This is a genomic window from Leisingera sp. ANG-DT, from assembly GCF_000813785.1.
Classification (GTDB): Bacteria; Pseudomonadota; Alphaproteobacteria; order Rhodobacterales; family Rhodobacteraceae; genus Leisingera.
The window spans coordinates 623,552-648,121 of the sequence record NZ_JWLE01000001.1 but is presented as its reverse complement, the minus strand read 5'-3'; the positions used below and the strand labels follow the sequence as shown (position 1 = coordinate 648,121).

Sequence of the window (24,570 nt, the reverse complement as noted above, 5' to 3'; positions counted from 1 at the left end):
GGGGATTAACGCCAAATCAGCGTCAATGCTGCTATGCGGTTTTTGCATGGCTGGCGCAGCGGTTGGCGGCGTTTTGCCCTGCAGAATAAGTAACCCGCCGCTGAACGGCGGAATTTTCCGGCTGGCACGGCGGCTGCGGACTTCAGAGCTTGCCCAGTTCTTTCATATGTTTGCGGTGGGCCATGATTTCACTTTGCACGAAATCGCGGAAGGCGCCGACACGCTGGGAATGACGCAGTTCCTCCGGATAGGCGAGGTAAACCGGAACCTCGTTCTGGGTCTCTTCCGGCAGCACCTCGACCAGATGCGGGAATTCTTCCGTCACATAATCAGGCAGAATGCCGATCCCAAGATTGTGCAGAACCCCTTGCATAACGCCAAAATAGTTATTCACAGTCAGCAGCGAGCCAGGGTCCATCGCCATCAGCTTCTTGCTGAGAACAGCTGCAGACCCAACCTGGGCAGAGTGCTGGTTCTGGCAGATCAGCCGGTGATTGGAAATATCTGCAGAAGTTTCCAACTCGCCGTGCTTCTCCAGGTAGGACGGAGTGGCATAGAGCCCCATCCGCACTGTCATCAGACGCTTGCGCACCAGATCGGCCTGGCTCGGCTCCTTCATGCGGATTGCCACGTCGGCCTCGCGCATCGGCAGGTCCAGCACCCGTTCCTCCAGCATCAAGTCAATCTTGAGGTTGGGATACTGTTCGTAGAGCTTTGTCAGCCGCGGCGCCAGCCACAGGGTTCCGAACCCCACAGTGGTGGTGACCCTGAGTTCCCCGAACACTTCCTCTTCACTGTCGCGGATGCGGGCAGAGGCCGCCTCCAGCCGCGCGGACATGGATTGTGTGGCGTCAAACAGCAGCTCGCCCTGCTCGGTGAGAATCAGTCCGCGCGCATGACGGTGGAAAAGCGTCGCATTGAGGCTCTCCTCCAGCGCCCGGATCTGGCGGCTGACCGCCGATTGCGACAGATTCAGCTTGTCGCCCGCATGGGTCAGGCTGCCCGCATCGGCCACTGCGTGAAATATTCTGAGCTTGTCCCAATCCATATGTGTTACTTTCTGTCCGTTCGGGGCCGACTGTATGAAATCTTAGTTATGTATCAGTTTCCCCGGCGCAAGCGAGCAAAAACGAAAAAAATGCGGCTATTCAGGTCAGCATTTATGACCTATTCTTCCCGGCAGAAAGTGCAAGCTAATCCCGGTTGAGGAGGCCACGATGAGCACGCCGAAAATCACGCTGAACGACAAATACGATCTGACCAAATCCCCGGTGCTGCTGAACGGCACCCAGGCGCTGGTTCGCCTGATGCTGATGCAGAAGCACCGCGACAAGGCTGCAGGTCTCAACACCGCCGGGCTTGTCACCGGTTACCGCGGTTCGCCCTTGGGGGCCGTTGACCTGCAGATGTCCCGCGCCGAAAAGCAGCTGAAAGAGGCGGATGTCACCTTTCAGTTCGGTCTGAACGAGGACCTGGCTGTCACCGCGCTCTGGGGCGCGCAACAGGCAGAGGTGCGCGGCGAAGGCAAATACGACGGCGTCTTCGGCCTCTGGTACGGCAAGGGTCCGGGCGTTGACCGCTCCGGCGACGCGATCCGGCACGCCAATATGGCCGGCTCCTCCAAATACGGCGGCGTTCTGCTGGCGATGGGCGACGACCACACCGGCGAAAGCTCCACCGTGCTGCACCAGTCGGAATGGTCGCTCTTGGACTGCTACCTGCCGATCGTCAGCCCGGCCGGCGTGCAGGAAATCCTGGACTACGGCATCTACGGCTATGCGCTCAGCCGTTTTTCCGGCCTCTGGACCGGCCTAAAGACCATGAAGGATACCATTGAGGTCACCTCGGTTGTCGATGCCCGCCCGGAACGGATGGAAATCGTCACCCCGGAATTTGACATGCCGGCCGACGGCCTCAACATCCGCCTGGATGACGACCGTTTCCGCCAGGAAAACCGCATCATCGATTACAAGCGTTTTGCGGCAGAGGCATTCAGCCATGCCAACAAAATGGACAAGCGCATGTGGGGCAAACCCGGCGCCAAGATCGGCTTTGTCGCCGCGGGCAAGAACTGGCTCGACCTGGTGCATGCGCTGAAGCTCTTGAACATCGACGAGAACATGGCGGAACGGCTCGGCATCACCACCTACAAGGTGGGCCAGACCTGGCCGATGGACATGAAGGGCTTCAACGACTGGGCCGAGGGGCTGGACCTGATCGTCGTGGTCGAGGAAAAGCGCAAGCTGATCGAAATCCAGATCAAGGAAGCGATCTTTGACAACCGCCGCGGCCGCCGGGTTTACGGCTGGTATAAAGGCGGCGCCGGCGGCATGCACCGCGAGGAGCTGTTCCCGACCAAATACGCCCTCGACCCGATCATGATCGCCGAGAAACTGGGCGGCATCCTGATCGAGGAAGGCCGCGAGACCGAGGCAATCAAGGCCGGGATGGAAGCGCTGGCAGAGGCGCGCCGCGCCGACAACGCCGAGGAAATCGCCACCCGTCTGCCCTATTTCTGCTCCGGCTGCCCGCATAACAGCTCAACCAAGCTGCCCGACGGCTCCCGCGCCTATGCCGGCATCGGCTGCCACTTCATGGTGCAGTGGATGGACCGCGAAACCACTGGCTTCACCCATATGGGCGGCGAAGGCGTCAACTGGGTCGGCGAGGCGCCGTTCTCCACCCGCAAGCATGTGTTCCAGAACTTGGGCGACGGCACCTACAACCACTCCGGGGTGCAGGCGATCCGCGCAGCACTCGCCGAAGGCACCAACATCACCTACAAGATCCTATACAATGACGCGGTGGCGATGACCGGCGGCCAGCAGGCCGAGGGCGGCCTCACTGCCCAGCAGATCGCGCATGAGCTGAAGGCGATGGGCGTCAAGACCATAGCCGTGGTCTATGACGAGAAAGAGGACGTGGACGCTGCGCTGTTCCCGGCTGGCATGCGGATGCATGAACGCGCCGAGATGATGAAGATCCAGCGCGAGTTCGAACAGGTCGAGGGCGTCTCTGCCATCATCTACATCCAGACCTGCGCCGCCGAAAAACGCCGCCGCCGCAAGCGGGGGCAGTTCCCGGACCCGGACCAGCGGGTGTTCATCAACTCCGACGTTTGCGAAGGCTGCGGTGATTGCGGGGTGCAGTCGAACTGCGTCTCCATCGTGCCCAAGGAAACCGAGCTGGGGCGCAAGCGCGCCATTGACCAGTCGTCCTGCAACAAGGACTTCTCTTGCCTGAACGGCTTCTGCCCGTCCTTCGTGACCGTCGAAGGCGCCAAGATCCGCAAGGAAGCAACCGCGGGCCTCGACCTGCCGGACTTGCCGAAACCGGAGCTGCCTGCAATCGACGGCACCCATAATGTGGTGATAACCGGCGTCGGCGGCACCGGCGTGGTGACCATCGGCGCGGTTCTGGCGCAGGCGGCGCAGATCGACGGCAAGGGCGCGGGCCTGATGGAAATGGCCGGCCTCGCCCAGAAGGGCGGCGCGGTGCATATCCACTGCCGGATTGCCAACAACCCCGAGGACATCTCCGCCATCCGTGTGGCCACTGGCGAGGCGCACGCGCTGATCGGCGGCGACCTGGTGGTGAGTGCGGGCGCCAAGACCCTGGGCCTGACTACCACCGGCAAGACCGGCGCGGTGGTGAACAGCCATGAGATTATCACCGGCGAGTTCACCAAGAACACTGAGTTCAAGGTGCCCTCCGACCGTCTGGAACTGGCCCTGCAGGCGCGCCTGCGCGACCAGCTGGACCTGTTTGATGCGTCCGAGCTGGCCCGCGTGACCATGGGCGACTCGATTTTCTCGAACATGATGGTGTTCGGCGGCGCCTGGCAGAAGGGGCTGATCCCCGTCAGCTTTGAAGCCATCGCACAGGCGATCGAGATGAACGGCGCCGCGGTGGACCGCAACAAGCGCGCTTTCGACATCGGCCGCTGGGCGGTGCTGCACCCGCAGGAAGCCGCCAGGCTGATTGAGCCCAAGGTGGTGGACAAGCCCAAGACATTGGATGAGAAGATCGCTTTCCGCGCCGATCATCTGGTGGCCTACCAGGGCAAGGGCCTGGCCAAGCGCTACGGCAGGCTGCTGGACGGCATCAGCGACCCCGCGCTGAAAGAAGCGGTGGCGAAGGGCTATCACAAGCTGTTGTCGTACAAGGACGAATACGAGGTGGCCCGCCTGCTGCTCGACAGCCGTGCCAAGGCGGAAGAGGCGTTCGAGGGCGACATCAAGCTCTCCTATCACCTGGCCCCGCCGATGCTGGGCGGCACCGATCCCAACGGCCGTCCGAAGAAGCGTAAGTTCGGCGCCGGCATGGAACGCGGGTTCCGCCTGCTGGCCAAGCTGAAATCCTTGCGCGGCACACCGCTGGACGTCTTCGGCTACACCGAAGAGCGCAAGATGGAGCGGGCGCTGATCAAGCAGTATGAGGCTGACATGAAGGAATGGCTGCCGAAGGCTGCGCCTGAAATCATGGAGCCGCTGGTGGCGCTGGCCGAACTGCCGCTGCAGATCCGCGGTTTCGGCCCGGTGAAGATGGCGAACGAGCAGAAGGCTGCCAAGCGCCGCGAGGAGCTGCTGGCCGCGCTGCGCCAGGGCGGCGTGCCGCTGAAACAGGCGGCAGAATAATACCGGGGCAGGGCGGGGCACACCCGCCCGCCTTGATCCTTTCGAAGAAAGGCCCAAGACAGTTGGGCCCGGCGCCGCGCTGATGCGCGGCGTTTGCCGTTCCGCCTTCTGGGACCAATCCGCTTGAAAATTTTTGCTGCGGCGGTCGCTTTTGGTCAATTTTCCTGCAAATGCAGCGCGCGGCTTGACGCGCCGCAGCTAGGCTCGGCCCGGATTGCATGTTTCTGCTGCACCGGAAAGGAGCCGCCCGATGTCCCTCTCTCAGGCCTTGCAGGCCGCCCGCGAACTGCACAGCCAACTGCCTGCTCTGCGCGATTTTGCGCCTTGGCCCGGTGATTTGCAGCCGGCCGCGCTTGCGCCCGCAGCAATGCCCGCGCTGGATCAGGTGGCCGGGTTCGAGCAGCCTGGCACTGCCGCGACCCAGCCGCTGATCAATGCTCTGCGCACCTCGGCCTCCCAAGCGCATTGGACCCAGACCTACACCGAGGAAGAAGTCGGCGCGCATTTCCTGCAGAACTACGGCTATTTCGAGCTGTTCGGACCAACCGGCCATTTCCGCAGCACCCAGCTGCGCGGCTATATCGCCTATTGGGGCGCCGGGCTGAATTACGACTGGCACAGCCACGAGGCAGAGGAGCTGTATGTGGTTCTGGGCGGCGGCGCGCAGTTCCTGACAGAAGAGAACGAGAGCTGGCTGGGCGCTGGCGATACACGCCTGCACAGCGGCTGGCAGCCGCATGCGATGAACACGGGCGCAGAGCCGATCCTGACATATGTGCTGTGGCGCGGCGCCGGGTTGGAGGGCCTGCCTCTGATGGGCAGCAACCGGGAAGCCGCAGCCTGACCCGGTATCAGCCCCGGCCAGCGGTTTACTGCAAAGCGTCACATCCCTGTCACAGACCTGTTGCATAGAGCGCTGCCGGCCTTATCTGGCCGGTATCACCAAACGGAGATCCACCCAGATGCAGGCGCAGCGCCATTTCGCCCGTGACATTTCCTATGCCCATTCGGCGTCTACCCGCGCGGGCCGCGCGGTCATCCGGCTGATGGAGAACTCCACAGGCCGGCTGAACCTGATCCGCCGCGCTGCCGGCTATGAGCAGGAGGTCGCCGCCGGGCGCAGTTTCTGGACCGTCATGGCCGAACGCTACGGGCTGACGCTGGATATCGCTGGCGGCGCGCTGGCGAACATCCCGCAAGACAAGCCGGTGATCCTGATAGCCAACCACCCCTACGGCATTCTCGACGGGCTGATGATGGGGCATATCCTGGCCCAGACCCGCGGCGATTTCCGCATTCTCGCCAATCACGTTTTCCGCAAGGCGGAGGATCTGTACAAGGTGATCCTGCCGGTGGACTTTGCCGAGACCCGGGAAGCAATGCAAACCAACCTGCAAACCCGCAAGGAGGCGCTCAGCTATCTGGGGCAGGGCGGCGCCATCGGCATCTTCCCAGGCGGCACCGTCTCCACCGCGGCGCGTCCTATGGGCCATCCGATGGACCCGGGCTGGCGCGGATTCACGGCCCGGATGATCGCCAAGTCGGAGGCGGTGGTGGTTCCGGTGTACTTTGACGGCCACACCTCGCGCCTGTTCCAGATCGCCAGCCATCTGCACGCAACCCTGCGCATGGGGCTGTTGATCCAGGAGTTCCGCAAGCGGGTCGGCACACCTGTCCGTGTGGTGATCGGTGAACCAATTGGCCGCGACGTTCTGGCGCCTTTGGCAGGTGATACAAAAGCCCTTATGGATTTCTTGCGCAAAGCGACGTATGAGCTTTCTCCAGAACCTCTCAAATCCTATGCGTACGGGTTTGAGTTCGAAGAGAAACACCGCGCGTGAGAAGGCGACATGGCTGTAGGCATCTTTGATTCAGGCCTGGGCGGGCTGACCGTCCTGGACGCGGCGCAAAAGCGCCTGCCGGATGTGGATTTCCTCTATTACGGCGACAACGCCCGCGCGCCCTATGGCGTGCGCGATGCGGAGGACGTCTATCAGCTGACCAAAGCCGCCGTGGCCGACATGTGGGACAAGGGCTGCGATCTGGTGATCCTCGCCTGCAACACCGCCTCTGCCGCCGCCTTGCGCCGGATGCAGGAGGGCGGCCTGCCCCAGGGCAAGCGGGTGCTGGGCGTCTTTGTGCCGCTGATTGAGGCGTTGACCGAGCGGCAGTGGGGCGACAATTCCCCCCCGCGCGAGGTTGAGGTGAAGCACGTCGCGCTGTTCGCAACACCCGCCACCGTCGCCAGCCGCGCCTTTCAGCGGGAACTGGCCTTCCGCGCCATTGGTGTGGATGTCGAGGCCCAGGCCTGCGGCGGTGTTGTCGATGCGATCGAGGACGGCGACATGATCCTGGCGGAGGCGCTGGTGCGCTCCCACGTCGATGCGCTGAAACGCAAGATGCCGCATCCGCAGGCTGCGATCCTTGGCTGTACCCATTACCCGCTGATGGAGAAGACTTTTCAGGAAGCACTGGGTCCGGACGTCAAGGTCTTCAGCCAAGGCAACTTGGTGGCCGACAGCCTGTCGGACTATCTGACCCGCCACCCGAACATGTACGGCAACGGTGCGGGCGGGTTCTATACCACCGGAAACCCCGGGCGCGTCAGCGACCGCGCGACCCAGTTTCTCCGACGGGAAATCTCCTTTCAGGCGGCCTGACCGCAAACGCCCTGGAACCTTGTTCCAGGTCAAAGTGCGCGGGCGCAGTTTTCCCTATTTCTCTCCGCAGATGGCTGCGGAACCGGCATATCACATCGAAAGACGAGGTCTGACATGACCCATAAAGTGGCTATCCTTGGCGCTTCCGGCTACACCGGCGCCGAACTGGTGCGGCTGATTGCCCAGCACCCGAACATCGACATCGCGGCGCTCTCCGCTGACCGCAAGGCCGGCATGACCATGGCCGAAGTGTTCCCGCACCTGCGTCATATGGAGCTGCCGGTGCTGTGCAAGATCGACGAGATCGACTTTGCGGGCATCGACCTCTGCTTCTGCGCGCTGCCGCATAAAACCAGCCAGGAAGTGATCGCAGGCCTGCCCAAGGACCTGAAGATCGTCGACCTGTCGGCAGACTTCCGGCTACGCGACCCCGCGGAGTATGAGAAGTGGTACGGCAACCCGCACGCCGCGCTGGCGCAGCAGGAAGAGGCGGTCTATGGCCTCACCGAGTTCTACCGGGAAGAGATCAAATCCGCACGGCTGGTTGCCGGAACGGGGTGCAATGCCGCCACCGGCCAGTTCGCCCTGCGGCCGCTGATCGCCGCGGGCGTCATCGACCTGGACGAGATCATCCTGGACCTGAAATGCGCCGTCTCCGGCGCTGGCCGCTCGCTCAAGGAAAACCTGCTGCACGCAGAGCTGAGCGAGGGCTACAACGCCTATGCCATCGGCGGCACCCACCGGCACCTGGGCGAATTTGACCAGGAGTTCAGCAAGATCGCAGGCCGCCCGGTCAAAGTGCAGTTCACCCCGCATCTGCTGCCGGTGAACCGCGGCATCCTGGCGACCGTCTATGTGAAGGGTGACGCGAAGGCGATCCATGACACCTTTGCCAAGGCTTACGCCGATGAACCCTTCATCGAACTGCTGCCCTTTGGCGAGGCGCCGAGCACCCACCACGTGCGCGGCTCCAACTTCTGCCATATCGGCGTGGCGCAGGACCGGATCGAAGGCCGCGCTATCGTCATCGCAGCACTGGATAACCTGACAAAAGGAAGCAGTGGCCAGGCCTTGCAGAACGCCAACCTGATGTTAGGTGAGGAAGAGACCGAAGGCCTGATGATGGCGCCGCTGTTCCCCTGATCCGGGGGCGGCGCTGGCTTGGGCTTGAATTGAGGACACCATGAAGAACCTGAAGAAACAGCGCCGTATCCAGGTCATCGCCATTGCCGCGGTGGCCCTGATCGTAGCCACCGCCTTGATCGGCTATGCCCTGCAGGACGGGATCAACTATTTCCGTTCGCCCAGCCAGGTGGCGGAGGAACCGCCGAAACCCTCCGAGGTGTTCCGCATCGGCGGGCTGGTGGCCGAAGGCTCTTTGCAGCGCGGCCAGGGCATGACCGTGCGCTTTGACGTGACCGACGGCGGCGCTACGGTGCCCGTCGCCTATACCGGCGTGCTGCCGGACCTCTTTGAAGAGAACCAGGGCATGGTTGGCACCGGCAGCTACGTGAACGGCGTGTTCGAAGCCACTGAAATACTGGCGAAACATGACGAAACCTATATGCCCAAGGAAGTCATGGATGCGCTGAAGGAACAAGGGGTTTATCAGGAACCCGAAACCTGATCCCGGCTCCGGAACGGAGACCTCCCGCCCCAAAGACGCCTCCCTTCCGGGGGGCGTTTTTGCGTTGGGCCGGGCGCCGCGCGATGCGCGGCGCGGCAGCGCCCTGGGCAGGTGTTGCGTATCCTGCGTACGGTGGTGTCAGGAGATCTTAGGCCCTGTGCGGCAGTATGACCCAAACCGAAGAATGGTGAGGCGACATGCAAACAGTGACTGAGATTGCAGAACAGATCGTGGCGCGCGAAGGCGGCTTTGTGAATGACCCGGCTGACCCGGGCGGCGCAACCAAATACGGTGTGACCATCGGCACGATGCGGCGGCTGGGGCTGGACCTGACCGGCGACGGGCGGGTGGGAGTTGCGGATGTGCAGGCGCTCAGCCGGGCGCAGGCGGTGGAGATTTTCATCCGCCATTATTACGAGGCGCCCCGCATCGCCAGCTTGCCAGCCGGCCTGCAGGCGACTGTCTTTGACATGTATGTGAATGCAGGCAGCAATGCGGTGCGCATTCTGCAGCGGCTGCTGAACGAAATGGGATTTGGCGTGGTTGTGGACGGCGTCATCGGCCCGCAGACCGCCGCCGCGGCAGAGCAGGCGGCTCTGGTCGACGCGGATGCCCTGCGCGACGCCTACGGCATTGCCCGGCGCAACTATTACTTCCGCCTTGCTGACCGCCGCGCGGCCAGCCGCAAATTCGCCCGCGCCCGCGACGGCACCAAGGGCGGCTGGATCAAACGGGCGGAGGAGTTCATCTCAGCCCAGTACCACATGAGCCGGCAGGCATTTCAGCGGAGGACAGCAGAATGGGGCTGATCACGGATGTTCTGGGGCTGATTTTCGGAAGCCGGCGCAATGTGTTGCGCGAAACTGCTGAGGTGTTCCGCGAGAATGCCGAGGCCGGTGCGGCGCGGGCGCATCAGATGCAGTCCGCGGCACTCGGCCAGCTGGCCGCCGAATTCCAGTACGGCGGCAAAAGCCGGTTCGACCGGTTCATGGACGGTGTCAACCGGCTGCCCCGGCCATTACTGGCGCTGGGAACCCTGGCGCTGATGATTTCCGCGCTCAGTGATCCGGTTTGGTTTGCCGCCCGTATGCAAGGATTGGCGCTGGTGCCGGAGCCGCTGTGGTGGCTTTTGGGCGTCATCGTCTCCTTCTACTTCGGCGCGCGCCATCAGATGAAAAGCCAGGAATTCCAGCAGGGACTGGCCGCCAGCATGGCGCGGGTGCCACAGGTGGCCGGCAACATCGCCGTGCTGGAACGCCTCAGGGCAGACTCACCCGCGGCAGCATCGACCGGCACCGATGCCGCTGCCCGGCTGGATGCCACCGAATTAGAGGTCAACCCAGCCCTGAGAGCTTGGAAAACCAGCCGCGGCTGATCACAATTTGCCTTCTGCGGCGGCGTGGCGCGGCGTTTGCCATTGGCCCTCCCGGCAGACAGGCGTATAGGAAACCCATCCCTGAAGACCATGCATGGACAGACCGGCACATGATCACAGAACTCGGACATTTCGCCCTAATTCTCGCCTTCATGATTGCCATCGTGCAGGCCGTTATCCCCTTGATCGGCGCCCATAAACGCTGGCCCGGCTGGATGGCTGTGGCAGAGCCCGCAGCACAGGCGCAGTTCCTGTTCACCGCGTTCTCTTTCGGCGCGCTGATGTGGGCCTTCATCACCTCGGACTTCTCGCTGAAGCTGGTGACGCTGAACAGCCATTCGGCCAAGCCGATGCTCTATAAAATCTCCGGCACCTGGGGCAACCACGAGGGTTCGATGCTGTTGTGGGTGCTGATTGTCAGCCTGTTCGGCGCCATGGCCTCCGTCTTTGGCGGCGGGCTGCCGCCCACCTTGAAAGCCCGCGTGCTGTCGGTTCAGGCCGCGATTGGCGTGGCCTTCTTTGCCTTCATCCTGTTCACCTCCAACCCGTTCCTGCGGCTGACGGTGCCGCCGTTCGACGGCCAGGACCTGAACCCGCTGCTGCAGGACCCGGGCCTCGCCTTCCACCCGCCATTCCTCTACCTCGGCTATGTGGGCCTCAGCATGGCGTTCTCCTTTGCCGTGGCCGCTTTGATCGAAGGCCGGATTGATGCCGCGTGGGGCCGCTGGGTGCGGCCCTGGACGCTGGCGGCCTGGGTGTTCCTGACCATCGGCATCGCGCTGGGGTCCTGGTGGGCCTACTACGAGCTTGGCTGGGGCGGTTTCTGGTTCTGGGACCCGGTTGAAAACGCATCCTTCATGCCCTGGCTGCTGGCCGCCGCTCTGCTGCACTCCGCCATCGTGGTTGAGAAGCGCGAGGCGCTGAAGAGCTGGACCATCCTGCTGGCGATCCTGGCGTTCGGCTTCTCGCTGATCGGCACCTTCATTGTGCGCTCCGGCATCATTACCAGCGTGCACGCCTTCGCCAACGACCCGGAGCGCGGCGTGTTCATCCTGTTCATCCTGGCCTTCTTCACCGGCGGCGCGCTGACGCTGTTTGCCGCCCGCGCCCAGGCGATGGAGGCCAAGGGGCTGTTTGGCATGGTCAGCCGCGAAACCGCACTGGTGGCCAACAACATCCTGCTGGCCGTCAGCTGCTTTGTGGTGTTCTTCGGCACCGTCTGGCCGATCATCGCGGAGATGGTCTTTGCCCGCAAGTTGAGCGTCGGCCCGCCGTTCTTCAATTCCGCCTTCACGCCGTTCATGGTGGTGCTGGGGCTGATCATGCCGATTGGCGCCATGCTGCCGTGGAAGCGCGGGCGGATCGGTAAGGTGGCCTGGCAGCTGCGCTATGTGTTTGTGCTGGCGGTGTCGCTGGGCGCGCTGGCCTGGGCGATGCAGACCGGAAAATCCGCGCTGGGGCCGGTGGGGCTGTTCCTTGGCTCCTGGATGGTCTTTGGCGCGCTGGCCGACCTGTGGCTGCGCAGCGGCAAGGCGAACCGCCTTGGCCGGATGCTGCGGCTGCCGCGGGCGGACTGGGGCAAGGCGGTGGCCCATGGCGGACTGGGTATCACCATCTTTGCCATCGCGGGCCTGACAGCCTGGGAGCAGGAAGACATCCGTGTTGCCCAGCTGGGAGAGCCGTTTGATGTCGGGGCCTTCACCCTGAAGCTGACGGATGTCAGCCGCGAGCAGGGGCCGAACTATTTCACCACCAAGGGCCGCGTCGAAGTCACCCGCAACGGCCGCCCCGAGGCGGTCATGTTCCCGGAAAAACGCGACTACCCGGTTGCCAAGATGCCCACCACCGAAGCAGCCATCGACTATCGCGTGACCCGTGACCTCTATGTGGTGCTGGGCGACCAGCAGGCGGACGGCAGCTGGACCATGCGGACCTACATCAAGCCCTTTGCCAACTGGATCTGGGTAGGCTGCATCCTGATGTCGCTTGGCGGGCTCCTCAGCCTCAGCGACCGGCGGTTCCGGGTGGCCGCCGGCGCGCGCAAGACACCATCGGCGGGAGTGCCAGCGGAATGAAACAGATGCGTTTCCTGATCCTTGCCCTGGCGGCGCTGGTGGCTGTTGCAGTCTTCGTTCCGGCCCCGGTGCTGGCGGTGGAGCCGGATGAGGTGCTGGAGGACCCGGCGCTGGAGGCCCGGGCCCGCGAGCTGTCCGAAGATCTGCGCTGCCTGGTTTGCCGCAATGAAAGCATCGATGACTCCAACGCCGAACTGGCCCGTGATTTGCGCGTGCTGCTGCGCGAGCGGCTGGTGGCGGGGGACAGCGACCGGGAGGCGATGGATTTCATCGTCGACCGCTATGGCGAGTATGTGCTGCTGAATCCCACGGCGCAGGGCGCCAACCTCCTGCTTTGGGCTGCGGGTCCATTGATGCTGCTGGCAGCGCTGGTGATCGGGATCTTCTATGTCCGGGGCCGGGCGCGCACGCCAAAGGCGGCAGAGCAATCCCTGAGCGCCGAAGAGCAGGAACGGCTCAAGAAAATCCTGGAGGATTGACGCCGGGTCTGGCTTTCCGGCCCGCGCGCTTTGCGTCACCATACCTGCCAACCGGCTGCGCAGGCGGACAGATCGCGCGGCCCAAGGTTTTTGTTAGATAGGGCAATCCGATGGAATACAAAGAAATCCTGTTTACGCTGCAGGACGGGCTGGCGGTGATCACGCTGAACCGGGAAGCGCGCAAGAACGCGCTGACCAGCCGGATGCGGTCGGAGATTACCCATGCGATGCGGCTGGCCGCAGCTGAGGCACGGGCAGTGGTGCTGACGGGCGCGGGCGATGCCTTCTGCTCTGGTCAGGACCTGAGCGATGCCGGCAGCCAGGGCAAGCTGGACCTGGAACGCACCCTGCGGGATGAGTATCTGCCGATGCTGCAGGCGATCTATGATTGCCCGGTGCCGGTGATTGCCGCAGTCAATGGCGCCGCAGCCGGGGCAGGGGCCAACCTGGCGCTGGCGGCGGATGTGGTGATCGCCTGCGAAAGCGCGTTCTTCATGCAGGCCTTTACCAAGATCGGACTGATCCCCGATGCCGGCGGCACCTGGTTCCTGCCGCGCCAGATCGGCCTGGCCAAGGCGACGGGTGCGGCGCTGTTTGCCGACCGCATCAGCGCGCAGCAGGCGAGCGACTGGGGCATGATCTGGGAAGCCGTGCCGGACGCGGAATTCGACGCCCACTGGCGCGCGCGGGCGGCCTATCTGGCCGAAGGCCCGACCAAGGCGCTGGCGGCAACCAAAACCGCCCTGCGTGACAGCTATACCCGCACCCTGGCAGAGCAGCTGTCGGAGGAAGCGCATCTTCAGGGGCAGTGCGGCAAGACGCGGGATTTCCTGGAAGGGGTCACCGCCTTCATGGAAAAGCGCCCCGCGAAATTCGAGGGACGCTGAGTCGGCGAAGCCTGTTATCGACCGCCGCCCTGCCAAAGCAGCGCGGCGGATTTTCGTTGTCAGGCCGGCGGAGCAGCCATTGGCGCTGCAACAAGCGTCACATGGGTTGCCAGATCAAAATCTGATGCAACGTCCTGCAGGTCCATGACTGCTAGACCATCAGCAAGGATCCGGACATCCATGGTGCCGTCGTCATTGGCCACGGTCTCCATCGTCATGACCGGTTCGCTGCCGGTTTCGTCATAGCGGTAGACGATCATGTCCTCGGCAGTGTTGAAATCGGTCACCAGTGACGTGAAGAAACTGGTGTTCCAGTCGCCGGTCACGAACACATCAGCATCCTCACCGCCGGTCAGCGTGTCAAAGGCGCTGCCGATTAGTGTGTCCTGACCGCTGCCGCCGTCCAAGCTGTCGCCGATGAAGTCATCGACAATAGCATCACCGTTTCCGCCAAAGCTGTTTGGTTCCTGCCCGGCCTCAAAGTCCGCGAGCCAGTCCTCAAGCAATTGATCAGGAATTTCCAGCGAAGCGCCATTCAGCAGGTCGTTGCCATCGCCGCCTGTCAGCGTGTCGGCGCCATTTCCGCCATGAAGCCCATCATCGCCTCGGCCTCCCTGCAGGATATCGTCATTGGATTCCGATTGCAGGAAATCGTTACCCGCGCCGCCCGACAGGGAATCATTTCCGTAACCGCCTTGCAGCACATCGTTACCTGCACCACCGGAGAGCGTATCGTCACCGTCCTCCCCGTCCAGCCCGTCAGCACCGCTTTGGCCATTCAGAGCATCATTGCCGTAACCGCCATAGGCTGTGTCGTTGCCTTCGGTTCCGTCAAAGGCATCGTCTTCGCCTTCGAAGTAGACAATAGCATCATCCCCTGTGGAACCTGCGCTGTCTCCGTCTCCTTCCGGACTGTTGCCGTCCCTGTCACCAGTGGAGCCAGCATCGCCGCCATCCGTTCCGGTGTCAGGCTCGTCATCAACACCAGGTATTCCTAGATCGCCACTGTCTGTTCCGCCGGCATCCATACCGCCGGTCTCATCCCCGTCTTCGGTGCCGAAGACAGCATCATCATCATCTGATCCGGCAATGATGCTGCCCACAGCAATCGTTGCCCCTAATGCCACGAGCCAAATCATCGCAGCCCCCCATCTTAAGAACTCTTTGTCTAAAATTGCCGATATCCACAGGCCGGACAACGCTAGGTTTGCGGTTCGTGAACTTGTTTGGCAGGCAAATTCAGGACAATCATCATTGAAAGACCTGGTTGTTCGGAAATCGGAAAATGTGGACAACTACCCGGGAGTAAGAGCGCAGTGAGTGTATTACCTAACCGGCAGCCGATTCCTCTGCGGCATAAAACGGCCCGCAAAATTCGAGAGGCGCTGAGGCAGTCAATTGACTGAAATGCCAAGGGGCAGCGGATCGGAATCCGCTGCCCTTTTTCAGATCGCTTCGAAGCTGATATTCTGGAACAGGCTGAATGAATTGCCCTGTCCTATAACGGTCAGGATTTCGTTTCCGTTGTGAAGCAGCACCGCATCCATGCTGCCGTCTTCCGCTTCGCGGGTTTCAAAGGTCAAGGACGGGAAACCCTCGTTCTGGTCGTAGCCATAGACGATCTGGTCTTCGTCCGGATTGAAGTCGGTGATTACTGCGCCGCCGTTTCCTTCAATCCAATGGCCGGTTACGAATGTGTCGCCGTCACCTCCGCCTGTAACGGTATCATCACTGCCAAAATAGATGATGTCGTCGCCGGCTCCGCCAGAGACCTCGTCCCCAGCGGTGTCAGTGTCCTGTGAGAAATCAATTTCCAGAAGTTCCAGAATTTCTGATTCAGTGATGCCTGCAGGAGGGTTGGCTAGCAGGTCGGACGTTGCCTCGTCATTCAAGAAGCCGCTGGCAATGATAACGTCGTCTCCGGCGTCCCCCATGAGCGTATCGGAGCCATCGCCGTCAATCAGCAGGTCGGCAGCATCACCGCCCCGCATGAAATCATCGCCTTCGCCGCCGAGCAGAATGTCCACACCTTCAGCGCCAAAAAGCCGATCATCGCCTTCGTTGCCCAGCACGGCGTCATCGCCTTCGCCTGCCAGGATAAGGTCGTCGCCGGTGGAGCCTGACAGCCTGTCATCCCCATCAGTCGGTTCACTGGAGGAGGCCTGCACCTCATCATCGTCGTCATCCAGCGCAATCGCCACACCGCCGATGGTGAGGCCGATGCCGAGCAAGATCAAAAATTCCATGTCATCAATCCCGTAGTCAGCTGGCAGACGGCGTTCTGCAGTACCGCGCGCGGGGAGGCGCTCTGCCAGAATTGAATAAACTCCTCAGTTCGATATGAGGTTGTGTGAGTTTAGTCAAATACTCTTAAATATTGAATTTTCAGAAGAAACAGTCTGGCTGGAAACCGGTTATTGTCCCGGATCGCCACCCTTTCCGCGGTCTGTCCCGCAGCGTTCGGGGCGGCCGTGTGCGGAGTGAGCACAAAAGAAAACGCCCCGCAGTCAGCGGGGCGTTTGAAATGTTTTGAACCGGCGCTCAGCGCTGTTCGATGTCGACGTAGTCGCGCAGGGTTTCGCCCAGATACAGCTGGCGCGGGCGGCCGATCTTGTTCTGCGGATCGGCGATCATTTCCTTCCACTGCGAGATCCAGCCGACGGTGCGCGACAGCGCGAAGATCGGAGTGAACATCGAAGTCGGGAAGCCCATCGCCTCCAGGATGATGCCGGAGTAGAAGTCGACGTTCGGGAACAGCTTCTTTTCGATGAAGTAGGGGTCGTTGAGCGCGGTCTGCTCCAGCTCCTTGGCGACCTGCAAGAGCGGGTTGTCATCGACGCCCAGGAGCTCCAGCACTTCATCGGCGGACTGTTTCAGCACGGTCGCGCGCGGGTCGGTGTTCTTGTAGACGCGGTGGCCAAAGCCCATCAGGCGGAACGGGTCGTTCTTGTCCTTGGCGCGGGCGATGTATTCCGGAATGCGGTCGACGGTGCCGATTTCCTTGAGCATCTCCAGGCAGGCCTGGTTGGCGCCGCCGTGGGCCGGCCCCCAGAGGCAGGCGATGCCGGCTGCGATGCAGGCGAACGGGTTCGCCCCGGAGGAAGACGCCAGGCGAACGGTGGAGGTGGAGGCGTTCTGCTCGTGATCTGCGTGCAGGGTCAGGATACGGTCCATCGCCCGGCTGAGGATCGGGTTCACATGGTATTCCTCGGCCGGAACAGAGAAGCACATGTGCAGGAAGTTGGCCGCGTAATCCAGATCGTTGCGCGGATACACAAACGGCTGGCCGATCGAATACTTGTAGGCCATTGCGGCGATGGTCGGCAGCTTGGCGATCAGGCGCACGGCGGCAACTTCGCGCTGCCAGGGATCGGTCACATCCAGCGAGTCGTGATAGAAGGCCGACATTGCGCCGACAACACCCACCAGAGTTGCCATCGGGTGCGCATCGCGGCGGAAGCCGCGGAAGAAGTTGTGCATCTGCTCATGCACCATGGTGTGACGGGTCACACGGGTCTCGAAATCCTCGAGCTGGGCTGCGGTCGGCAGTTCACCGTAGAGCAGCAGGTAGCAGACCTCGAGGTAATGCGATTTGGACGCCAGCTGGTCGATCGGGTAGCCGCGGTGCAGCAGCTCGCCTTTGTCGCCATCAATATAGGTGATGGTGCTGTCGCAGCTGGCGGTGGAAGTGAAGCCCGGGTCGTAGGTGAACACACCTGCCTGCGCGTAGAGCTTGCGGATGTCGACAACATCGGGCCCGGCCGTCGGCGAGAAAATGGGCAGCTCAAAGCTTTCGCCATCCAGCGTGAGCGTGGCTGATTTCTGTGTGTCGGTCATAAATGTCCCTTCCTGTTGCAGGCACGAATACCGCCCGGTCCGGGTGCATTCATGCGGGCAGCGCCTGCGCGGTTTCGCGCAGGGGTTGTCGTATCAAAACAGGCTTTCCCGGGTGTTAAGACCGCAGTCAGCCTGTTGCGTCCTTGAGCCGGGCGAGGGTTTCCTCGCGGCCTAGAATCAGCATCATGTCGAACACCGAAGGCGTTACCGCCCGGCCGGCCAGCACCGCCCGCAAGGGGCCTGCCAGTTTGCCGAACTTGGTATCATGGGCTTCTGCAAATCCGTTCAGAAGCGCCTCCAGATCGTCACGGACCCAGCTAGCATTTTGCAACTGCGGCGTCAATTCTCCCAGTATACCATCGGATACAGAAGTCAGAGCCTTTTCTGCCTTCGCGTCCCGGTCAAGAGGCCGTGAAGCAAGGATAAAATGCGCTTTTTCAAGCAGTTCAGGGAAGGTGCGCGCGCGGTCCTTGAGGCAATACATCGCACGCTCGAGACCTTGTGACTGCGCGTCAGTCAGGGCGGGTTCCCCGGCAGCCGCCAAATAGGCGCAGATTTCCTGCCGCAGTGCGGCATCATCGCCGATGGCAATGTGCTGGCCGCAGAGATTCTCCAGCTTCTTGGTGTCGAACCGGGCCGGGCTTTTGCCGATGCCGCCGAGATTAAACCACTCTTTGGCCTGCGCGTCCGTAAAAAACTCGTCATCGCCGTGGGACCAGCCGAGACGAGCCAGGTAGTTGCGCATGCCGGCCGCCGGATAGCCCATTGCCTGATATTCCTGCGCGCCGAGCGCACCGTGGCGTTTGGAGAGCTTTTTGCCATCGGCACCATGGATCAGCGGGATATGCGCCCAGACCGGCACGTCCCAGCCCATCGCCTGATAGATCATCATCTGGCGGGCGGCGTTGTTCAGGTGGTCGTCGCCGCGGATCACATGGGTCACGCCCATGTCGTGGTCGTCGACCACCACCGCCAGCATATAGACCGGGGTGCCGTCGGAGCGCAGCAGAATCATGTCATCCAGCTGGTCGTTGCGGATGGTAACGTCGCCCTGCACCTCATCCTGGATCACGGTGGCGCCGTCCTGCGGCGCCTTGATGCGGATCACATAAGGCGCGTCCGGGTGGCTGGACGCGTCCGCGTCGCGCCAGGGAGAGCGATAGAGCGTCGATTTGCCCTCAGCCTTGGCCTGATCGCGGAAGGCGGCGATTTCTTCCTGGGTGGCAAAGCACTTATACGCCTTGCCTTCGGCCAGCAGCTGTTTCGCCACTTCGGCGTGGCGGTCCGCGCGTTCAAACTGGCTGATCACCTCGCCGTCATGGTCCAATCCCAGCCATTCCATGCCCTGGAGGATGGCCGCGGTGGCCTCCGGCGTGGAGCGTTCGCGGTCGGTATCCTCGATCCGCAGCAGGAACTTACCGCCACGGCCGCGGGCATAGAGCCAGTTGAACAGCGCGGTGCGGGCGCCGCCGATGTGCAGATAGCCGGTGGGAGAGGGCGCGAAGCGGGTGACAACCGGTTGGGTCATGTGCAGGATTTACCTTTTGGAAACCATGTGAGGCGTAGAGTTTCCGCCTGTCTACCGGGCCAGAAGGCGGGGGGCAAGCATGGGGCTTGGAACTGCAGTCAGCGACGTTCTGCAAGGCCAGCGCGGCAACCTGTTTCCCTGGGTGCCGGTGTTTCTGGGTGCCGGGATCGGAGCCTATTTCAGCCTGAAAACCGAACCGGGCACCGCGGCAATAACCGCGTTGGGCTGTGCGTCGCTGCTGCTGGGGGCTTGCGCGCTGTTGCGGCGGCCTATGGCCTTTCTGTGCTGGGTTCCAGCGCTTCTGGCGGCGGGGATTTGCCTGGCGTTTGCACGCACCCATCTGGTGGCCGCTCCGGTACTGGACTTCCGCTATTACGGACCGGTTGAGGGTCGGGTGGTGACTGTCGACCGCTCTCCCACCGATGCGCTGCGGCTTACGCTGGATCAGGTGCGGCTGGATCTGGCTGCGCCGGAGGATACACCCGCGCAGGTCAGGGTTTCACTGAAGGGGCAAGCGGAAATACCGCCGCCCGGCGCGCGGGTGATGACCACCGCGCATCTCTTGCCGCCGCAGGGGCCGACGGAACCGGGCGGTTTCGACTTCCGCCGCCATGCATGGTTCAAACAGCTGGGCGGGCTGGGATATACCCGCGTGCCGGTGCTGCTGGCCGAAGCCCCCGGTGAAGACAAACCAGTTGAGCAGCTGCGCAGATCGCTGGCGCAGTATTTGCAAAAACAGCTGCCGGGCGAGGCCGGCGGGTTTGCCGCGGCTGTGACAGCCGGCGACCGCAGCGGCGTGGGTGAGGAAACACTGACCGCGCTGCGGCAGAGCAACTTGGCGCATCTGCTGGCAATTTCAGGCCTGCATATGGGTTTGCTGACCGGGTTTGTTTTCGCCGCGCTTCGAACTCTGATGTGCCTGGTACCATGGGTTGCGTTGCGCTGGCCGGTCAAGAAACTGGCCGCAGTTGCTGCGCTGTCCGCGGGGGCCGGGTATCTGCTACTGTCGGGCGGCAATGTCGCGACAGAGCGCGCCTTTGTCATGGTGGCGGTGATGTTCGGCGCGGTGCTCTTGAACCGCCGGGCGATCACCCTGCGCGCGGTCGCGGTGGCGGCGGTGATCGTGTTGCTGAGGCGGCCGGAAAGCCTGCTGAGCCCTGGTTTCCAGATGAGCTTTGCCGCCACCGCAGCGCTGGTGGCCGTGTTTGCCGCGCTGCGGGACGGGCAGGTGCCGCTGGGGCCGCGCTGGCTGCGGCCTGTCTTGGCGCTGGTTGTCTCCTCCGCGGTGGCCGGGGCGGCAACGGCCCCCTTTGCGGCGGCGCATTTCAACACCATTCCGCATTACGGCCTGCTGGCAAACCTTCTGTCGGTGCCGGTGATGGGCACGATTGTGATCCCCGCTGCGGTGCTGGCGCTGTGCCTGGCGCCGCTGGGGCTGGAGTGGATCGGACTGACAGTGATGCAATGGGGCTTGGACTGGATCCTGATGGTGGCCAGTACCGTATCCGGCTTTGACGGTGCAGTGTCGCATGTGGCGGCGCCGGTGCCCTGGGTGCTGCCTCTGCTTGCTGGAGGGTTCGTCTTTGCGGTGGCCTGGCAGGGGCGGTTGCGGCTGGCAGGTCTGCTGCCAGCCGCAGCAGCTTTTGCTCTCTGGACCTCATCCGGGCGTCCCGACATCCTGATTGCCGACTCCGGCGGGCTGATCGGGGTAATGGAAGCGGATGGCCGTGCGCTGTCGCGCGCCAAGGGGCAGGCGTTCACCGCCGGGATCTGGCTGGAGAACGACGGCGATCCGGCACCTCAGCCTGTTGCCGCTGCCCGCTGGGAGGAAGGGCTGGACCGGATTCCGGTTTGGCAGGGCGCGGGCTACCGTCTGCTGCACGCGCCGGGAAAGCATAAGCTGGCGGCTGTAAGCGGCTGCAACGAAAGGGACATAATCATTTCCACTGTGCCGGACGACGGCAATTGCCTGCTGCTAACACCGGAGGTGATGCGGCAGACCGGCAGTATTGCCATGACACGCGAAGGTGAGATCCTGACAGCGCGGGAGGCTGCAGGCGAGCGGCCCTGGACCGGCTGGCAGCCGGAGGGGCGGGAAATCCGCCGCCTTCGGCAGCTGCTGAGTGGAGCTGGAGGTCAGTAGGTGCGGATCAGGCCGACCAGGCGACCCTGCACCTGAACCATGTCTTCGGGATAGCGGCGGGTCTCATAGGCCGGGTTGGCGGCTTCCAGCGCGATCATCGACCCCTCGCGATAGTAGCGTTTCAGCGTTGCCTCCTGGCCTTCGACCAGCGCCACCACGATGTCGCCGTTGTCGGCGGCAGCGCTTTCGCGGATCACCACGATGTCGCCATCGTTGATACCGGCCTCAATCATGGAATCGCCCTTCACTTCCAGCGCGTAGTGCTGGCCGCCTGTGGCAATCATGCCCCCTGGCACTGCGACCTGATGCGAGACCTGGCTGATTGCCTCAATCGGCACGCCGGCAGCGATGCGGCCCATCACCGGCAGTTCAACCGCCGCTTGGCGCAGCGGGTCCGCCGAAGCGCGGGCAGGAGCGGTGGTTTTGGCCTGACCGCCGTCAATCACCTTGGGGGCAAACCCCTGCGGTTCGCCAGTGCCGCCAAGGCTTTCTGGCAGGCGGATGATTTCGATGGCACGCGCACGGTGAGGCAGGCGGCGGATGAAGCCGCGTTCCTCCAGCGCCGTGATCAGCCGGTGGATGCCCGATTTCGACCTGAGATCCAGTTCCGTCTTCATTTCGTCAAAACTGGGGGGCACGCCGTCGCGCTGCAGGCGTTTGTGAATGAATTCCAGCAGTTGAAGTTGCTTCTTTGTGAGCATCGCCGCTCCCTCCGTGCCTCAGGTTTTCTTTTGTTCTACGCATGTTCACGTTTTGTGTCAACATGGCTGTATCTGAAGAATGGCAGCGGCAGGCCCGGAGGCTGCCGCCACCGGTTTGAGTATTTGTGCAAAGAAGAAGCGGGGTCAGACGGGGAGGTATTGCACCGCTTCGCCTACCGCACGGGCGCTGTCATCTGGGGCACGCACCAGGAGGGCATTGGCCTCTGCCAGAATGGTGAGGAGAGAGCTGTCCTGATTTTCAAAGGCGGTCAGCTGGCCGTTTTCGACCTTTGCCCGCATGTAATGCTCCCGCGGGCCGTTCTCGCCGAGCGGCTCTGCAAGGGTTGCGTCCTGCAGTTGCGGGGCTTCAGAAGGCAATCCCAGCATGGCGCGGATCATTGGCGCCAGGAAGACATGGCCGCAAACCATGGCCGAAACCGGGTTGCCCGGCAGGCCGACCATCGCGGCACTGCCCATGCGGCCAGCCATAAGCGGTTTGCCGGGGCGCATGACGACCTTGTAGAAGCTGCGCTCCATCCCGAGGTCCTGCGCCACCTTGCCGACCAGATCGTGATCACCGACCGAGGCGCCGCCGATGGTGACAACCAGGTCGGCGCCCTCTGCCAGTTCAAACGCGGTGCGCAGGGAGCTTTCGGTGTCTCGGGCGATCGGCAGGATGCGGGCGCGGGCGCCCAGTTCCTCGAGCATCGCCTTGAGGCCGAAGGTGTTGGAGGCGATGATCTGATCCGGTCCGGGCGCATCCCCGGGCATCACCAGTTCGTCGCCGGTGGAGATCAGCGCAACCTCCGGGCGGCGTGTGACGGGGACCGCGGGGATGTTCATCGCGGCCAGCAGGGCAATGTCTGCAGGCGTCAGCAGCCGCGGCGCGCTGACGGTCTGGCCATCGGTGAAATCACCGCCGCGGGGGCGGATATTGTGGTTGCTGCCGGGTTCATCGGTGATGGTGATGAGGTCGCCGCTGCGGGTCACATCCTCTTGTATCACAACGAAACTTGCGCCTTCCGGTACCGGGGCACCGGTGAAGATCCGCACCGCCTGGCCTGCGCCCACACGGCCAGCGAAAGCGTGGCCGGCTGCGGCCTCGCCGATCACCTTGAACATGGCGTGCAGCTCAACTTCGGCGGCGTTTACTGCGTAGCCATCCATGGCGGAGGCGGAGAACGGCGGCTGGTCGCGGCGGGCCTGGAGATCGCGGGCAAGCACCCGGCCTGCGGCCTGGTCCAGCGGAACTTCCTCGGTTTCCAGCTGGCTGACAAGCGCCAGAAGATGCGCACGGGCTTCGCTGACAGGTATCATTTACGCCTCGTACCGGCCTGATTTTCCGCCATCTTTCAGAGTCACGCGGATTCCACCGATCTGCATTGCCTTGTCCACGGCCTTGGCCATGTCATAGACCGTGAGCGCGGCAGTGGAGACGGCGGTGAGCGCTTCCATCTCGACCCCGGTCTGGCCGGTGGTTTTGACAGTGGCCTCGACCCGCACGCCGGGCAGGTCCGGGTCCAGCGTCAGTTCCACCGCGACCTTGGTCACCGGCAGCGGGTGGCAGAGCGGGATCAGATCGGGCGTCTTCTTGGCCCCCATGATACCGGCCAGGCGCGCCACCGACAGCACGTCACCCTTTTTGGCGCGGCCTTCGGCAATGATATCAAAGGTTTCCTGCGCCATGGTGATGTGGCCCTCGGCGGTGGCGATGCGCGAGGTCACTGCCTTGTCCGAGACGTCGACCATATGGGCGTCGCCCTTGGTGTCGAAATGGGTGAGGCTCATGAGGCTCTCCTTACATCATGCCCGGCATCAGCGGGTTGGCGAGCAGCGCACGGGTGGCGCCGGCCACATCATCCTGCCGCATCAGGCTCTCGCCGATCAGGAAGGTGCGGGCGCCGTAGCGGGCCATATCGCTGAGGTCCGCAGGGGTGAACAACCCGCTTTCGCAGACGATGGTGCGATCGGCAGGCACCATGCGGGACAGCGTGCGGGTGGTGTCCAGCGTGGTCTCAAAGGTTTTGAGGTTGCGGTTGTTGATGCCCATCAGCGGTGATTTCAGGTTGCAGGCACGTTCCAGTTCTTCCGCGTCATGCACTTCCAAGAGCACATCCATGCCCCACTCAAAGGCACTTTCCTCCAACTCCTGCGCCTGGGCGTCGGAAACCGAGGCAAGGATGATCAGGATGCAGTCAGCCCCCAGCGCGCGGGCTTCGGCGACCTGATAGGTGTCGTACATGAAATCCTTGCGCAATGCGGGCAGGGAGCAGGCGGTGCGGGCCTGGGTAAGGAACTCCTTGGCGCCCTGGAAACTGGGAGTGTCCGTCAGCACCGACAGGCAGGTGGCGCCGCCGTCTTCATAAGCCTTGGCGAGTTCCGCAGGTTCAAAATCGGGGCGGATCAGGCCCTTGGAAGGACTCGCCTTCTTGATCTCGGCAATCAGGCCGTAGCCGGAGCGGTTAGCTTGCATCAGGCTTTTGGCGAAACCGCGCACCGGGGAGGCATTCTTCGCCTCGGCCTCGACCGCCTCAAGCGGTTTGGCGGCCTTGTCCGCGGCCACTTCCTCGAGCTTGTAGGCCTTGATCTTGTCGAGCACGTTTTCGGTCATTCCAGTTCCA

Annotated in this window: 21 protein-coding genes; 12 read left to right on the top strand and 9 right to left on the bottom strand. The window is 62.9% G+C overall.

Annotation, left to right across the window (positions count from 1 at the left end; translation table 11 throughout):
- Positions 1–142 precede the first annotated feature (142 nt).
- Positions 143–1,048: a LysR family transcriptional regulator gene (locus tag RA21_RS03120; RefSeq protein ID WP_019297760.1), complete on the bottom strand. Its 906-nt coding sequence runs from the start codon at positions 1,046–1,048 to the stop codon at positions 143–145.
- Positions 1,049–1,217: 169 nt separating this feature from the next.
- Between RA21_RS03120 and RA21_RS03115 the strand changes: the two genes are divergently transcribed.
- The 11 genes from RA21_RS03115 to RA21_RS03065 all read left to right on the top strand — a co-directional run bounded on the left by RA21_RS03115 (position 1,218) and on the right by RA21_RS03065 (position 13,740).
- Positions 1,218–4,637, top strand: coding sequence for an indolepyruvate ferredoxin oxidoreductase family protein (locus RA21_RS03115; RefSeq protein ID WP_039146060.1), 3,420 nt, complete (start codon positions 1,218–1,220; stop codon positions 4,635–4,637).
- Between the two features lie 250 nt (positions 4,638–4,887).
- Positions 4,888–5,481, top strand: coding sequence for a dimethylsulfonioproprionate lyase family protein (locus tag RA21_RS03110; RefSeq protein WP_039146057.1), 594 nt, complete (start codon positions 4,888–4,890; stop codon positions 5,479–5,481).
- A 118-nt stretch (positions 5,482–5,599) separates the two neighbouring features.
- Positions 5,600–6,478 (top strand): lysophospholipid acyltransferase family protein, encoded by an 879-nt coding sequence (locus tag RA21_RS03105; RefSeq protein ID WP_039146056.1) that lies wholly within the window; start codon positions 5,600–5,602, stop codon positions 6,476–6,478.
- Positions 6,479–6,487: 9 nt separating this feature from the next.
- The gene (gene murI / locus RA21_RS03100; RefSeq protein ID WP_039146054.1) at positions 6,488–7,297 is read left to right on the top strand and encodes a glutamate racemase; all 810 of its coding nucleotides are present in this window, start codon (positions 6,488–6,490) and stop codon (positions 7,295–7,297) included.
- Positions 7,298–7,411: 114 nt separating this feature from the next.
- Positions 7,412–8,440: an N-acetyl-gamma-glutamyl-phosphate reductase gene (gene argC, locus RA21_RS03095; protein ID WP_039146052.1), complete on the top strand. Its 1,029-nt coding sequence runs from the start codon at positions 7,412–7,414 to the stop codon at positions 8,438–8,440.
- A gap of 40 nt (positions 8,441–8,480) precedes the next feature.
- On the top strand, positions 8,481–8,924 hold the full coding sequence (gene ccmE / locus RA21_RS03090; RefSeq protein WP_019297766.1) for a cytochrome c maturation protein CcmE: 444 nt from the start codon (positions 8,481–8,483) through the stop codon (positions 8,922–8,924).
- 197 nt (positions 8,925–9,121) lie between these two features.
- On the top strand, positions 9,122–9,733 hold the full coding sequence (locus RA21_RS03085) for a holin-associated N-acetylmuramidase (RefSeq protein ID WP_039146049.1): 612 nt from the start codon (positions 9,122–9,124) through the stop codon (positions 9,731–9,733).
- Positions 9,724–10,299 carry a holin family protein gene (locus tag RA21_RS03080; RefSeq protein WP_039146047.1) on the top strand — a complete coding sequence of 192 codons (576 nt, stop codon included), beginning with the start codon at positions 9,724–9,726 and terminating at the stop codon, positions 10,297–10,299. Before RA21_RS03085 ends, RA21_RS03080 begins: the two co-directional genes overlap by 10 nt.
- A gap of 110 nt (positions 10,300–10,409) precedes the next feature.
- On the top strand, positions 10,410–12,374 hold the full coding sequence (locus RA21_RS03075; protein ID WP_039146044.1) for a heme lyase CcmF/NrfE family subunit: 1,965 nt from the start codon (positions 10,410–10,412) through the stop codon (positions 12,372–12,374).
- A gap of 5 nt (positions 12,375–12,379) precedes the next feature.
- Positions 12,380–12,853 (top strand): cytochrome c-type biogenesis protein, encoded by a 474-nt coding sequence (locus RA21_RS03070; protein WP_039146041.1) that lies wholly within the window; start codon positions 12,380–12,382, stop codon positions 12,851–12,853.
- A 110-nt stretch (positions 12,854–12,963) separates the two neighbouring features.
- Positions 12,964–13,740, top strand: coding sequence for an enoyl-CoA hydratase-related protein (locus tag RA21_RS03065; RefSeq protein WP_039146039.1), 777 nt, complete (start codon positions 12,964–12,966; stop codon positions 13,738–13,740).
- A 59-nt stretch (positions 13,741–13,799) separates the two neighbouring features.
- On the opposite strand, the gene RA21_RS03060 is transcribed toward RA21_RS03065, so the two are convergent.
- The 4 genes from RA21_RS03060 to gltX form a co-directional block, all read right to left on the bottom strand.
- Complete coding sequence (locus tag RA21_RS03060; protein WP_039146036.1) at positions 13,800–14,879, bottom strand: calcium-binding protein; 1,080 nt, start codon at positions 14,877–14,879, stop codon at positions 13,800–13,802.
- 306 nt (positions 14,880–15,185) lie between these two features.
- On the bottom strand, positions 15,186–15,986 hold the full coding sequence (locus tag RA21_RS03055; RefSeq protein ID WP_039146035.1) for a calcium-binding protein: 801 nt from the start codon (positions 15,984–15,986) through the stop codon (positions 15,186–15,188).
- Between the two features lie 295 nt (positions 15,987–16,281).
- Positions 16,282–17,577, bottom strand: coding sequence for a citrate synthase (locus tag RA21_RS03050; protein WP_019297773.1), 1,296 nt, complete (start codon positions 17,575–17,577; stop codon positions 16,282–16,284).
- Positions 17,578–17,704: 127 nt separating this feature from the next.
- The gene (gene gltX / locus RA21_RS03045) at positions 17,705–19,105 is read right to left on the bottom strand and encodes a glutamate--tRNA ligase (RefSeq protein WP_039146032.1); all 1,401 of its coding nucleotides are present in this window, start codon (positions 19,103–19,105) and stop codon (positions 17,705–17,707) included.
- Positions 19,106–19,184: 79 nt separating this feature from the next.
- Here gltX and RA21_RS03040 point away from each other — a divergent pair, with 79 nt between their 5' ends.
- Positions 19,185–21,248, top strand: a complete 2,064-nt coding sequence (locus RA21_RS03040) for a ComEC/Rec2 family competence protein (RefSeq protein WP_039146030.1) — start codon at positions 19,185–19,187, stop codon at positions 21,246–21,248.
- On the opposite strand, the gene lexA is transcribed toward RA21_RS03040, so the two are convergent.
- The 4 genes from lexA to trpC form a co-directional block, all read right to left on the bottom strand.
- On the bottom strand, positions 21,242–21,949 hold the full coding sequence (gene lexA / locus RA21_RS03035; protein ID WP_019297776.1) for a transcriptional repressor LexA: 708 nt from the start codon (positions 21,947–21,949) through the stop codon (positions 21,242–21,244). The genes RA21_RS03040 and lexA overlap by 7 nt on opposite strands.
- Positions 21,950–22,093: 144 nt before the next feature.
- On the bottom strand, positions 22,094–23,266 hold the full coding sequence (locus RA21_RS03030; RefSeq protein WP_039146027.1) for a molybdopterin molybdotransferase MoeA: 1,173 nt from the start codon (positions 23,264–23,266) through the stop codon (positions 22,094–22,096).
- Complete coding sequence (gene moaC / locus RA21_RS03025; protein WP_019297778.1) at positions 23,267–23,737, bottom strand: cyclic pyranopterin monophosphate synthase MoaC; 471 nt, start codon at positions 23,735–23,737, stop codon at positions 23,267–23,269.
- Positions 23,738–23,747: 10 nt separating this feature from the next.
- Entirely contained in the window at positions 23,748–24,560 is an 813-nt protein-coding gene (trpC, locus tag RA21_RS03020) for an indole-3-glycerol phosphate synthase TrpC (RefSeq protein WP_019297779.1), read from the bottom strand.
- Positions 24,561–24,570: the final 10 nt, after the last annotated feature.